General features: G+C 53.5%; 10 protein-coding genes. 7 read left to right on the top strand and 3 right to left on the bottom strand.

What is annotated here, in order from left to right; translation table 11 throughout:
* Positions 1-34: 34 nt before the first annotated feature.
* The 4 genes from phoR to malZ all read left to right on the top strand — a co-directional run bounded on the left by phoR (position 35) and on the right by malZ (position 6,466).
* Positions 35-1,330, top strand: a complete 1,296-nt coding sequence (gene phoR, locus IB222_RS17710; RefSeq protein WP_149384050.1) for a phosphate regulon sensor histidine kinase PhoR — start codon at positions 35-37, stop codon at positions 1,328-1,330.
* 405 nt (positions 1,331-1,735) lie between these two features.
* Complete coding sequence (gene brnQ, locus IB222_RS17705; protein ID WP_003021501.1) at positions 1,736-3,055, top strand: branched-chain amino acid transporter carrier protein BrnQ; 1,320 nt, start codon at positions 1,736-1,738, stop codon at positions 3,053-3,055.
* Between the two features lie 81 nt (positions 3,056-3,136).
* Positions 3,137-4,510 carry a proline-specific permease ProY gene (gene proY / locus IB222_RS17700; protein ID WP_003021504.1) on the top strand — a complete coding sequence of 458 codons (1,374 nt, stop codon included), beginning with the start codon at positions 3,137-3,139 and terminating at the stop codon, positions 4,508-4,510.
* Between the two features lie 138 nt (positions 4,511-4,648).
* The gene (gene malZ / locus IB222_RS17695) at positions 4,649-6,466 is read left to right on the top strand and encodes a maltodextrin glucosidase (protein WP_149384051.1); all 1,818 of its coding nucleotides are present in this window, start codon (positions 4,649-4,651) and stop codon (positions 6,464-6,466) included.
* On the opposite strand, the gene IB222_RS17690 is transcribed toward malZ, so the two are convergent.
* Positions 6,460-7,362 (bottom strand): LysR family transcriptional regulator, encoded by a 903-nt coding sequence (locus tag IB222_RS17690; RefSeq protein ID WP_149384052.1) that lies wholly within the window; start codon positions 7,360-7,362, stop codon positions 6,460-6,462. The two genes, malZ and IB222_RS17690, sit on opposite strands and share 7 nt — an antisense overlap.
* A 273-nt stretch (positions 7,363-7,635) precedes the next feature.
* Between IB222_RS17690 and IB222_RS17685 the strand changes: the two genes are divergently transcribed.
* From IB222_RS17685 to IB222_RS17675, 3 genes are all read left to right on the top strand, one after another.
* Positions 7,636-8,277 carry a hydrolase gene (locus IB222_RS17685; RefSeq protein ID WP_149384053.1) on the top strand — a complete coding sequence of 214 codons (642 nt, stop codon included), beginning with the start codon at positions 7,636-7,638 and terminating at the stop codon, positions 8,275-8,277.
* A 173-nt stretch (positions 8,278-8,450) separates the two neighbouring features.
* Positions 8,451-8,996, top strand: a complete 546-nt coding sequence (locus tag IB222_RS17680; RefSeq protein ID WP_003830975.1) for an antibiotic biosynthesis monooxygenase — start codon at positions 8,451-8,453, stop codon at positions 8,994-8,996.
* A gap of 21 nt (positions 8,997-9,017) precedes the next feature.
* Positions 9,018-10,886 carry an amidohydrolase gene (locus tag IB222_RS17675; RefSeq protein ID WP_149384054.1) on the top strand — a complete coding sequence of 623 codons (1,869 nt, stop codon included), beginning with the start codon at positions 9,018-9,020 and terminating at the stop codon, positions 10,884-10,886.
* 121 nt (positions 10,887-11,007) lie between these two features.
* On the opposite strand, the gene IB222_RS17670 is transcribed toward IB222_RS17675, so the two are convergent.
* Both IB222_RS17670 and acpH read right to left on the bottom strand, forming a co-directional pair.
* A complete protein-coding gene (locus tag IB222_RS17670; protein ID WP_003021524.1) occupies positions 11,008-11,610 on the bottom strand; it encodes a peroxiredoxin in 603 nt (200 codons plus the stop codon).
* Between the two features lie 168 nt (positions 11,611-11,778).
* Positions 11,779-12,360 carry an ACP phosphodiesterase gene (acpH, locus tag IB222_RS17665; RefSeq protein ID WP_032942524.1) on the bottom strand — a complete coding sequence of 194 codons (582 nt, stop codon included), beginning with the start codon at positions 12,358-12,360 and terminating at the stop codon, positions 11,779-11,781.
* Positions 12,361-12,435 lie beyond the last annotated feature (75 nt).

Below are 12,435 nucleotides of genomic sequence, written 5' to 3'. Positions count from 1 at the left end.
CCTGATGGATTAGGCCGTTTATGGAGTAAGACGTTTGCTAGAACGATTGTCATGGAAAAGGTTGGTACTGGAGCTGATCCTGTGCTGCATACCGGCATTTATCCTTAGCGCTTTTTTCGGTTACCTGCCCTGGTTTTTACTGGCGTCGGTAACGGGCCTGCTTATCTGGCATTTCTGGAATCTATTACGTTTGTCCTGGTGGCTATGGGTCGACAGAAGCATGACGCCGCCGCCGGGGCGAGGCAGTTGGGAGCCGCTGTTATATGGGCTGCATCAAATGCAGCTTCGCAACAAAAAGCGCCGTCGAGAACTGGGTAACCTGATTAAACGTTTTCGCAGCGGGGCGGAATCGCTACCCGACGCGGTGGTGTTGACCACCGAAGAAGGCGGTATCTTCTGGTGTAACGGACTGGCTCAGCAGGTTCTGGGACTGCGCTGGCCGGACGATAGCGGGCAAAATATTCTTAACCTGCTGCGCTACCCGGAATTCACACAATATCTGAAAACGCGCGATTTTAGCCGGCCAATCAATCTGGTGCTCAATACCGGACGGCATCTGGAAATTCGCGTGATGCCCTATACCGATAAGCAATTGTTGATGGTGGCGCGCGACGTTACCCAGATGCACCAACTGGAAGGTTCACGGCGTAACTTTTTCGCCAACGCCAGCCATGAGCTGCGCACACCGCTGACGGTGCTGCAAGGTTACCTGGAAATGATGCAGGAGCATCCGCTGGAAGGGACAACGCGCGAAAAAGCGCTGCATACCATGCGCGAACAAACGTACCGTATGGAAGGCCTGGTGAAACAGCTGCTGACGCTGTCAAAAATTGAAGCTGCGCCGACGTTGCAACTGAATGAGAAAGTCGATGTGCCCATGATGCTGCGTGTGATCGAGCACGAAGCGCAAACCCTGAGCCAGCATAAACATACGTTTACCTTTGATGTCGATAACAGCCTGAACGTGCGAGGCAACGAGGAGCAGTTGCGTAGCGCTATCTCGAATCTCGTGTACAACGCGGTGAACCACACACCAGCGGGAACGCACATTACCGTACGCTGGCAGCATGTGGCGTCGGGGGCGGAGTTTTGCGTGGAAGACAACGGTCCGGGCATTGCCCCCGAGCATATTCCACGTCTGACCGAACGTTTCTATCGTGTGGATAAGGCGCGATCGCGGCAAACGGGCGGTAGCGGGCTGGGTCTGGCTATCGTGAAACATGCGCTGCATCATCACGACAGCCGTTTGAATATCGAAAGCGAACCAGGCAAAGGGACGCGATTTAGTTTCGTGATCCCGGAACGTTTCATTGCCAAAAGTAACGGCTAAGACGTATTCGTAAGATAATCTTTCCAAAAGCCAGCGCAAGCTGGTTTTTTTTATGTGGTCAATAGATGCCTCCTGAATTTTACGATGTTTGATTGTTTTTTGTTCGAATTATTACCCATACCTTTTTCCATGAAATGGTTTTTTGTGCTAACCCTATTTTTCATATCGCTATATTGTTCTGGTTTTTGGATCCCACCTTGCTTTAAAACGTTATAAGCGTTTAAATTGCGCTCCAGGTGCTGTCATACCGACTGCATTTACGCGGTAAATCGAAAAACTATTCTTCGCCGCGCCAGGTCGGGAGTGTTTCCCGCTGGAATTGAGCAAAAATGCCGCTGTATTGTCCCCCAGGGAAAGGCAAAAATTTACTATTTTCAACACCACATCCACAGGCAGTAAGACTTTATGACCCATCAGTTAAAATCGCGCGATATTATCGCTTTGGGATTTATGACATTTGCACTGTTCGTTGGTGCAGGTAACATCATCTTCCCCCCAATGGTTGGTTTGCAGGCAGGTGAACACGTCTGGACTGCGGCTTTTGGCTTTTTGATTACCGCCGTTGGTCTGCCGGTACTTACCGTTGTCGCGCTGGCGAAAGTCGGCGGTGGTGTGGACCGACTGAGCACGCCTATCGGTAAAGTTGCTGGTCTGCTGCTGGCGACCGTTTGCTATCTGGCCGTTGGGCCGTTATTTGCTACCCCGCGTACCGCGACGGTCTCTTTCGAAGTCGGGATTGCACCGCTGACTGGTGACTCTGCGCTGCCGCTGTTTATCTATAGTGTTATCTATTTCGCGATTGTCATTCTGGTTTCGCTTTATCCAGGCAAACTGCTGGATACGGTGGGTAATTTCCTGGCACCGCTGAAAATCCTGGCGCTGGTGGTCCTGTCTGTCGCTGCAATCGTCTGGCCTGCAGGCCCGATCAGTAATGCGATGGAAGCCTATCAAACTGCGGCGTTTTCTAATGGCTTCGTGAACGGGTATCTGACCATGGATACGCTGGGCGCGATGGTGTTTGGTATTGTTATCGTTAACGCCGCTCGCTCGCGTGGTGTTACTGAAGCGCGTCTGCTGACCCGTTACACCGTTTGGGCGGGTTTAATGGCGGGTGTGGGCTTAACGCTGCTGTATCTCGCGCTGTTCCGTCTGGGTTCAGATAGCGCGATTCTGGTCGATCAGTCTGCTAACGGCGCGGCGATTCTGCATGCGTATGTTCAGCACACCTTTGGCGGTGCAGGAAGCTTCCTGCTGGCGGCGCTGATTTTCATCGCCTGTCTGGTCACCGCGGTTGGCCTGACCTGCGCCTGCGCAGAGTTCTTTGCCCAGTACGTTCCACTGTCTTATCGTACGCTGGTATTTATCCTCGGCGGCTTCTCGATGGTGGTTTCTAACCTGGGTCTGAGCCATCTGATTCAGATCTCTATTCCGGTGCTGACGGCTATCTATCCGCCATGTATCGCACTGGTTGTATTAAGTTTTACCCGCTCATGGTGGCATAATTCTTCCCGCGTCATTGCACCTGCGATGTTTATCAGCCTGATTTTTGGTATCCTTGATGGCATTAAAGCTTCTGCAATTGGCGACGTGTTACCGGCCTGGACCCAGCGTTTACCGCTGGCGGAGCAGGGGCTGGCGTGGTTGATGCCAACAGTCGTGATGGTGGTCCTGGCAGTTATCTGGGATCGCGCCGCGGGTCGACAAGTGACCTCCAGCGCACACTAATATCACTGACAATAAGTTTTAACCACGGGGCTATTAACATGGCCCCGTGGTTTTTTTATTGTGTTAACAGGTTAGGAATCGATGGAAAGTAATAACAAGCTAAAGCGTGGGCTGAGCACCCGGCACATCCGCTTTATGGCATTAGGTTCAGCAATTGGTACCGGGCTGTTTTACGGCTCGGCCGACGCCATCAAAATGGCGGGGCCAAGCGTGTTGCTGGCCTATATTATCGGCGGTGTCGCAGCGTACATTATTATGCGTGCGCTGGGCGAAATGTCTGTTCATAACCCGGCAGCCAGCTCCTTCTCGCGCTATGCGCAGGAAAACCTCGGACCGCTGGCAGGCTACATTACCGGCTGGACCTACTGTTTTGAAATCCTGATTGTCGCCATTGCCGACGTGACAGCCTTCGGCATATACATGGGCGTCTGGTTCCCGGCGGTACCGCACTGGATTTGGGTACTCAGCGTGGTGCTGATTATCTGCGCCATCAACCTGATGAGCGTGAAGGTGTTTGGTGAGCTGGAGTTCTGGTTCTCGTTCTTCAAAGTCGCCACCATTATCATCATGATTGTTGCCGGTTTCGGTATCATCATTTGGGGGATTGGCAACGGCGGACAACCAACCGGTATCCATAACTTATGGAGCAACGGTGGCTTCTTCAGCAACGGCTGGCTCGGCATGGTGATGTCGCTGCAAATGGTGATGTTTGCCTATGGCGGGATTGAGATTATCGGGATTACCGCAGGCGAAGCCAAAGATCCGGAAAAATCTATTCCGCGCGCCATCAATTCCGTACCAATGCGTATCCTGGTGTTTTATGTGGGGACGCTGTTCGTCATTATGTCTATCTACCCGTGGAACCAGGTGGGTACCGACGGTAGCCCGTTCGTTATGACGTTCCAGCATATGGGTATTACCTTTGCTGCCGGGATCCTCAACTTTGTGGTTCTGACTGCGTCGCTGTCGGCTATTAACTCTGACGTCTTCGGTGTGGGGCGTATGCTGCACGGCATGGCGGAGCAGGGCAGTGCCCCGAAAATGTTCGCCAAGACGTCGCGTCGTGGCGTGCCGTGGGTGACGGTAATGGTGATGACTATCGCGCTGCTGTTTGCGGTGTATCTTAACTACATCATGCCGGAAAACGTCTTCCTGGTGATCGCCTCTTTGGCGACTTTCGCCACGGTATGGGTGTGGATTATGATCCTGTTGTCGCAGATTGCTTTCCGTCGTCGTCTGCCGCCGGAAGAGGTCAAAGCGCTGAAATTTAAAGTACCGGGTGGGGTAACGACGACCGTTGTTGGCCTGATTTTCCTGGTCTTTATCATCGCGCTCATCGGCTATCATCCGGATACCCGCATTTCGCTGTACGTCGGCTTTGCGTGGATTGTTCTGCTGCTGGTCGGCTGGGGATTCAAGCGCCGTCGCGAGCGCCAACTGGCTGAAGCACAGTAATATTTTTGCCGGGTAGCTTTGCGTTACCCGGCAATTTTCTCCTCCCCCGAACTCCTCCCCCAATAAACGTTAAGATGATGAGTGATCCTGCACTTCGCTATGGCAAGGTGACGTCATTATCATCAAAGGGGATACGTGATGTTGAACGCCTGGCACCTTCCGGTTGCCCCATTTGTTAAGCAAAACAAAGATCAACTGACGATTACATTATGGTTGGCGGGGGAAAATCCACCCCAGCGGGTGACGCTACGCGCAGAAAATGATAACGAAGAGATTTCGCTGGCTATGCACAAGCAGCGCAGCCAGCCGCAGCCGGGCGTGACCGCGTGGCGAGCGGCGATCGATCTCTCCAGCGGGCAGTCTCGTCGACGCTATAGTTTTAAATTACTTTGGCCCGATCGTCAGCTGTGGTTCACCCCGCAGGGATTCGGCCGTTTTCCGCCTGCGCGTCTGGAGCAGTTTGCGGTTGATGTGCCGGATAACGGTCCGCAGTGGGTTGCCGATCAGATTTTCTATCAAATTTTCCCGGACCGTTTTGCCCGCAGTCAGTCGCGTGAAGCGGGCCAGGATAACGTCGATTACCACCACGCCGCCGGACACGACATCTTACGGCGCGAATGGGACGAACCGCTTACGGCTCTGGCCGGTGGCTCCACGTTCTATGGCGGTGATTTGGACGGCATCAGCGAAAAGCTACCGTACCTGAAAACGTTAGGGGTCACGGCGCTGTACCTGAATCCTGTATTTACCGCCCCGAGCGTGCATAAATACGATACCGAAGATTACCGTCATGTTGATCCGCAATTTGGCGGCGACAGGGCGCTACTGCGTCTGCGGCACAACACCCAACAGCAGGGCGTGCGTCTGATTCTCGACGGCGTCTTTAACCATAGCGGCGATTCGCACGCCTGGTTTGACCGACATAATCGGGGGACGGACGGGGCGTGCCATAATCCAGAATCCCCCTGGCGCGACTGGTATCATTTCTCAGCCGACGGCGTTGCGCTCGACTGGCTGGGATATTCCAGCCTGCCCAAGCTGGACTTTTCTTCGGAAAGCCTGGTGAATGAAATTTATCGCGGTGAAGACAGTATCGTCCGCCACTGGCTGAAAGCGCCGTGGAGTATGGACGGCTGGCGTCTTGATGTGGTGCACATGCTGGGAGAGGCCGGAGGCGCACGTAACAACCTACAACATGTGGCCGGAATTACGCAGGCGGCAAAAGAAACCCAGCCAGAGGCGTATGTGGTGGGTGAGCATTTTGGCGATGCGCGCCAGTGGTTGCAGGCTGATGCAGAAGATGCCGCCATGAACTATCGCGGCTTTACTTTCCCCCTCTGGGGATTCCTCGCCAATACCGATATCTCATACGACCCGCAATCCATTGATGCCCAGACCTGTATGGCGTGGATGGATAACTACCGCGCGGGGTTGTCGCATCAGCAACAGCTGCGGATGTTTAATCAGCTCGACAGCCACGATACTGCCCGCTTTAAATCTCTGCTCGGTAAAGACGTCGCACGGTTACCGCTAGCGGTGGTGTGGCTGTTTACCTGGCCTGGCGTGCCCTGTATTTACTACGGTGACGAAGTGGGGCTGGACGGGAACAACGATCCGTTTTGTCGCAAACCGTTCCCGTGGCAACCTGAAAAGCAGGACGCTACTCTGCTGGCGTTGTATCAGCGGCTGGCAAAATTACGCCACCAGAATCAGGCGCTTCGCCACGGTGGTTGCCAGGTGATTTACGCCGAGGATAACGTGGTGGTGTTTGTTCGCGTGCTAAACCGACAGCGCGTACTGGTGGCGATTAACCGTGGCCACGCTTGTGAAGTGGTCCTGCCAGCCTCGCCATTACTGAGCGTGAGTCAATGGCAGCATAAAGAGGGCAACGGTATGCTTACCGACGATATCCTGACGCTGCCGGCGATTTCTGCCTCGGTATGGATAGGTCATTGATATAAGCGCGCAATCTCCGGGCTTGCCAGCAGCGTTTCCCGCCACCAGCGCTGTGCCAGCCCATCGCGGTTATTGCGCCATGCCATATAAGCCACGTCTTTTTGGCGAAATGAGATAACCGTTTTTTCCACCAGCTCGCCCGTGGTAAGCCACGGGCTGGCAATATGGCGGGGGAGAAATCCGCAGCCCATACCGGCCCGCAGTAGCATCACCTTACTGTGGAAGTCATCGACGCGGATTTGCGCCTGTTCCTCCATCAGATTGGTTTGTAACGGATGGCAGAAGCGGGCGCTGTCGCTGATAACAATCGCGCGATGCAGGCATAACTGTTCGTTGGTCAGGCCGTCTGCTGCTGCGGCCAGCGGATGCTGAGGTGCCACGACAAATACATTGTCCAACGTGCCGAGCATTTTGTAGGACCAGGCCGCTGACGTTGGCGGTTCATTGATCGCTCCCAGGATGATATCTGCTCCGTTATGGGTCAGTTCCTCCCAGGAGCCCGCCAGCGTATGGTGGGTAAAACTGAGGCGAGTTTGCTTATTCAGCGCATGAAATTCATCGATAATGGGCAACAGCGCAGCGAAAGGGAAGGAGTCGTCCAGCGCAATTGCCAGCTCTTTTTCCCAGCCTGAACTCAGCTGTACCGCCTGTTTTTCGAGATCTTTTGCCGCATTCAGCAGCAAACGCCCTTTTTCCAGCATCATCTGTCCGGTATCGGTAAATTTTGCCCGGTGCCCGGAACGGTCAAGCAGCTCGATATTCAAATCGCTTTCCAGCTTCTGAATCATATAGCTGAGTGCGGCAGGGGTTTTAAACAGCGACTCGGCCGCTGCGGCAAATGAACCCTGTTTGTCGAGAGCGTCGAGAATAAGCAAAACATCCAGATTAATGCGCATAAGCAGAAAATATCCTGAAAATTAAACCCTTCTGTTGTACCGAATGAAGAAAAACAATGCCAGTGAATAAATTAGATGAGTCATGCGCATTTTTTTGATGTTGTTTAGGATATATCGCAACACAAAATTAATAGTTTCACAGGATGGTAAGTTTTCTTTAATAACTCGTTAGAAATTTCCCGCTATACTCAACAAGCTTTCTGATTCAGGATCCTGCTGCTGACGGCAGATACAGACCGTTGCCTTTTAACTTATTGATTAAGAAGGTGTGCTATGTCTATTCGGGAACTGATTGACCCTCAAAACTCTACGCTTATTTTTATTGATCATCAGCCGCAAATGTCATTCGGTGTGGCGAATATTGATCGCCAGACTTTAAAAAATAATACCGTAGCATTAGCGAAAGCCGGGAAAATATTCAATGTTCCGGTGATTTATACTTCTGTAGAAACTAAAAGTTTTAGCGGATATATCTGGCCGGAATTGTTAGCGGTTCATCCTGATGTCAAACCCATTGAACGCACCTCAATGAACTCCTGGGAAGATACGGCGTTTGTGAAAGCGGTGGAAGCGACCGGGCGTAAAAAACTGATTATCTCCGCGCTGTGGACCGAAGTATGCCTGACTTTTCCAGCGCTGATGGCACTGGAGGCAGGCTATGAAGTTTATGTGGTAACGGATACCTCCGGCGGCACGTCCGTAGATGCTCATGAGCGTTCTATCGACCGCATGGTACAGGCTGGTGCCGTACCCGTAACCTGGCAACAGGTTCTTCTCGAGTACCAGCGCGACTGGTCCCGCAAAGAAACCTACGACGCCGTAATGGATCTGGTACGCGAGCACAGCGGTGCCTACGGTATGGGCGTGGATTATGCCTATACCATGGTGCATGGCGCGCCGGAACGTAAAGCTTAAATACACGTCATCCTTCATGTTGCATCTTTGTTGGCTTCGCTTGCGTCCCCCGGTCACTTACTTATGTAAGCTCCCGGGGATCCACAACCTTGCCGCCTCGATGCACCATGAATGATTTTGTGTATTACTTTCCGGGCCTAAGCGGCCTGTTTCCTGTCAACAAGGAACCCTTCATGGCGCAGAACAAACATGTGACGTTGGTAATTACTCACACTCTGCTACCTGAGCAGGCGCAGCGGTATGAGCAGTGGCTGGGGAAAATCATGCCTGTAGCGGCTGAATTTCCCGGTCATCTCGGGGCGAACGTGATTCGCCCGGCAGATGGCAACAACCTGTGGAACATCATTATCCGCTTCGACACGCTTGAGCATCTGTATAGCTGGACCCAGTCCGATACGCGCCGCGTGTTGGTCGAAGAGATTGCTCCACTGCTGGCTGAAGGTGACAAAACCGAAATTCGCACCGAAGCAGCATTCTGGTTTACGCCGCCCGCGCCCCATGTACGACAGCCCAAACGCTGGAAACAGTTTCTGATAACCCTGCTGGTGATATTTCCAAGCACCAATCTGGTGCCGTGGTTGACCGGCATTGTGCTGCCTGCAATGAAGGGCTCGTTACTCCTGCATCTCATCAATGATGCCTTTGTGGTTGCGCTGGTGGTCTGGTTCTGGATGCCCATCGTAACCCGTCTGTTTGCCGGATGGCTGAAAAAAGCCTGACCGGTATCTCAGGAGATTGTTATGTCTCAAACTGCCACACTGATTCTGACTCACGGAAAAATTCATACTCTCGACAGACAAAGTCCTCAGGTCGAGGCGGTGGCGATCGCCAACGGAAAGATTCTGGCGACCGGTAGCCACGAACGGGTAATGAGCTTTACCGCTGAAGGGACGCAGGTTGTCGATCTGCAAGGGCATACGGTGATCCCTGGCCTGAACGATTCGCACCTGCACCTTATTCGTGGTGGACTGAATTACAACCTGGAATTGCGTTGGGAGGGCGTGCCGTCACTGGCGGACGCGCTACGCATGCTCAAAGACCAGGCTGACAGAACGCCGTCGCCACAATGGGTACGCGTGGTGGGCGGCTGGAGTGAATTCCAGTTTGCCGAACGTCGCATGCCAACCCTCGAAGAACTGAATGAAGCCGCTCCTGATACTCCGGTTTTTGTTCTGCATCTCTACGACCGGGCTTTGCTCAACCGCGCCGCGCTGAAAGCGGTTGGCTATACCAAAGCGACGCCGGATCCGGCGGGCGGTGAGATTGTGCGTGATAGCAACGGCAACCCGACCGGAATGCTGATCGCTAAACCGAACGCGATGATCCTTTACTCGACGCTGGCAAAGGGACCAAAACTGCCGCTGGAAATGCAGGTTAACTCGACCCGTCAGTTTATGCGCGAGCTGAACCGTCTGGGACTGACCAGCGCCATCGATGCGGGCGGCGGGTTCCAGAACTACCCGGAAGATTACGAGATCATTGAGCAGTTACACGCCAACAAACAGATGACGGTGCGTATTGCCTACAACCTGTTTACCCAGCGTCCGAAGCAGGAACTGGAAGACTTTGAACGCTGGACTGATATGCTCAAGCCAGGGCAGGGAACCGACTTCTATCGTGCCAATGGGGCAGGGGAAATGCTGGTTTTCTCGGCCGCGGATTTTGAAGACTTCCTCCAGCCACGCCCGGATCTGCCGGAAGGTATGGAAGATGAGCTGGAGCGCGTGGTGCGACACCTGGTTGAGCACCGCTGGCCGTTCCGCTTGCATGCTACCTACGATGAATCCATCAGCCGAATGCTGGACGTGTTTGAGAAGGTAAATCGTGATATCCCGTTCAATGGTCTGCACTGGTTCTTCGATCACGCCGAAACGATTACCGAACGGAATATCGAGCGTGTAAAAGCGCTGGGGGGCGGGATAGCGGTTCAGCACCGCATGGCGTTCCAGGGCGAATATTTTGTCGATCGCTACGGTAAAGATGTGGTCAAACATACACCGCCGGTGGCGAAAATGCTGGCGGCTGACGTTCCGGTCGGACTGGGGACTGACGCCACACGCGTGGCCAGCTACAACCCGTGGACCGCGCTCTACTGGCTGGTTTCGGGCCGTACCGTTGGTGGTATGGCGATGTACGATGATAACAATCGCCTGCCACGCGATGTGGCACTGGAACTGTGGACGGCCGGTAGCGCCTGGTTCTCCAGCGAACAGGGTAAGAAAGGGCGCATTGAGAAAGATCAACTGGCCGATCTGGTGGTGCTGTCTAAAGATTACTTCAGCGTGCCGGAAGAAGAGATCAAAGGCATCGAGTCGGTGATGACCATTGTCGATGGCAAAGTGGTGTACGCCGCCGGGCATTTCACTCCGCTGGCACCGCCAGCCATTCCGGTTGTGCCGGACTGGTCGCCGGTAGTGAAGGTGCCGGGGCACTATCGCTCAGCGCCACCTGCTGCGGCGAAAATTGGCGCAATGGTGCAGATGCACCAGTGCTGCGGTAGCTGCGGTGTACACGGTCACCAGCATGATATTGCGCGGAAATCGGGGATTCCGGTGTCAGATGACCGGGCTTTCTGGGGCGCGCTTGGCTGCTCCTGCTTCGCGTTTTAATTGTGGTTTGGATAAGCGTATCGTCACTGGCGATACTAACGGAAAGTGACGCAATCGCTTATCTGATCTGCGAACAATAAAAAAGGCCCGCATTTGCGGGCCTTTCGTCGATTCATGCCAATTACAGGCTGGAAACGTTCTCGGTCAGGTATTTTGCCACGCCGTCCGGAGACGCGTTCATACCTTCTTTACCTTTTTCCCACTGTGCCGGGCAAACGTCGCCGTGTTCTTCGTGGAACTGCAGCGCGTCAACCATGCGCAGCATTTCGTCGATGTTACGACCCAGCGGCAGATCGTTAACCACCTGGTGGCGAACAACGCCGTTAGCGTCGATCAGGAAAGAACCGCGCAGAGCAACGCCCGCTTCCGGGTGCTCGATGCCGTAGGCTTTCTGGATTTCGCGTTTGATGTCAGCAACCATTGCGTATTTCACTGCACCGATGCCGCCTTTGTCGACAGGGGTGTTACGCCATGCGTTGTGGACAAATTCAGAGTCGAAGGAAACGCCAACGACTTCAACGCCGCGCTTTTGGAATTCTTCGTAACGTTTGTCGAATGCGATCAGTTCAGACGGGCAAACGAAGGTGAAGTCCATCGGCCAGAAGAACAGAACGGTAGTTTTACCGTTGGTATGCTGTTTGAAGTTGAAGTTTTCAACGATCTCACCGCTACCCAGTACCGCAGCTGCTGTGAAATCCGGAGCCTGACGAGTTACCAGTACCATATAATTCTCCTGCAAAGTTAAGGGGTTTTTGGAACGCAACGCGGGCCAGTATAGAGAGTGTTCGGGAATAAGACAAAGAGGCGCTGGCAATCAATGAGACAGGTTTTGTCTATCAATCTTTTGCCGGATGGCGGCTACAGCTTATCCGGCGGGCAATGCGGGCTGCGATCAAAGGGTTTTACGCCGCGCCTGTTCCATCATTTGCGGATAAAACTGCCAGAATCGTTCTTCTAACGCATCGTAATGCGTATCGAGGTCATACCATGAGTCGCGTAGGGCATCGAGCCGTGGACGGCGGCTGGCCATGCCGTTCAGGACGTTCTGGATAAAATCCATGTCCCGGTAGCGCTCAAGCCATTTCTCTGACCATATATAGTTGTTCAGATTGATAAAGCGCGGCGGCGATTCCGGCAAAATAGTGGTTACCTGGGTACGGGCATAGCGCACAAAGTCCGTCAGCGGGAAGTCAGGTGAGATTTCCGACCAATGGCGCGACAGAAAATGATCCCACATAACGTCCAGCGTAATCGGCGCGACGCGGCGCGTTTCGCTACGAAACCACTCTTTGGCTTCACGCACCTGCGGTAAGTTATCGGTCATCACATCGATACGACGATGCATAAAGATGCCTGCTACCACATCAGGCGAGTAGTGCGTTTCCGGATTACCCCGGACAAAATCGGCCAGCAGATTGCCGGAAAGCGAGCTATCGGCAAGGTGAGCGAGATGCAAATGTGCAAGAAAATTCATAGTTAAACGTTTATCCAGAGGGGTAAAGGTTGCAGGGAGAACGCCCCGGCACTAGACTACCCGCCTCTTATTTTA

It is taken from the genome of Citrobacter sp. C13 (assembly GCF_014596815.2).
GTDB classification, from domain to species: domain Bacteria; phylum Pseudomonadota; class Gammaproteobacteria; order Enterobacterales; family Enterobacteriaceae; genus Citrobacter; species Citrobacter portucalensis.
The sequence above is the reverse complement of the archived record's forward strand: the minus strand, read 5'-3'. Positions and strand labels throughout refer to the sequence as shown.